This is a genomic window from Amphritea sp., assembly GCF_050300915.1.
In the GTDB taxonomy this organism is placed as follows: domain Bacteria; phylum Pseudomonadota; class Gammaproteobacteria; order Pseudomonadales; family Balneatricaceae; genus Amphritea.
In genome coordinates, this window is record NZ_JBNKYN010000183.1 from 1 (window position 1) to 643 (window position 643).

Consider the following 643-nt stretch of genomic DNA (forward strand, 5'->3'; position numbering starts at 1 on the left):
AATCACCAAACCACTCGGGTAGTCTGGATTTTTCACCGGGTGATTCCCAACTTAGTGCTCAGGACTGTGGGCATCATGCGCCGAGTTCATAGAGCATTCAAAGCTTTTGATGACCCGGATGGAGACCTCACTCAGTTTGTTGAGCAAAGGATTTTTCTAGGTGTGATCAGTTCTTATTGCCATGGTCGTGCGGCATAGAGCCTTGGCTCACCTAACCAGGCTTTTGAAGACCTTGATCCGCCCGAGTTGCAAGGGTACCGAGTCCTTCTGGATACTCGGGTTTTTCTCAGATCAAGCCAAGCTAAGTGTCCGTCAGTTGTGTGGCACATGGCCTGACACTTGAACATGTGAAGCCGTGAGATGCTGAGGTTTCAAATGCTGAACGAGTCATGCGTCCCTCCCAGTCTACTTCTGACTAAGTGTTCGGACTATAAAATGATGCAGTCATCTAGCCCGGCCATGCGAAGTCTTTCACAGCTGAGGTAAGAGATATTTTTTGCACAAGAATAAAATAAATACAATAGAGGTAATATTTCATTATATGAAACATATATGAGTATATAATGCATCCCCCTGACTGAAGTATTGGCCTCATGAGCCGATGCAGCAGGCAATAAACAAAAATGTACAATAAAAATTTACC

1 protein-coding gene is annotated in these 643 nt (G+C 44.8%); it reads left to right on the forward strand.

Translation table 11 applies throughout. From position 1 onward, the window contains the following. Nucleotides 1-198 (forward strand): hypothetical protein (locus ACQY8X_RS21010; protein WP_428037076.1); only part of this gene is annotated, 198 nt, incomplete at its 5' end. Between the last annotated feature and the right edge of the window lie 445 nt (nucleotides 199-643).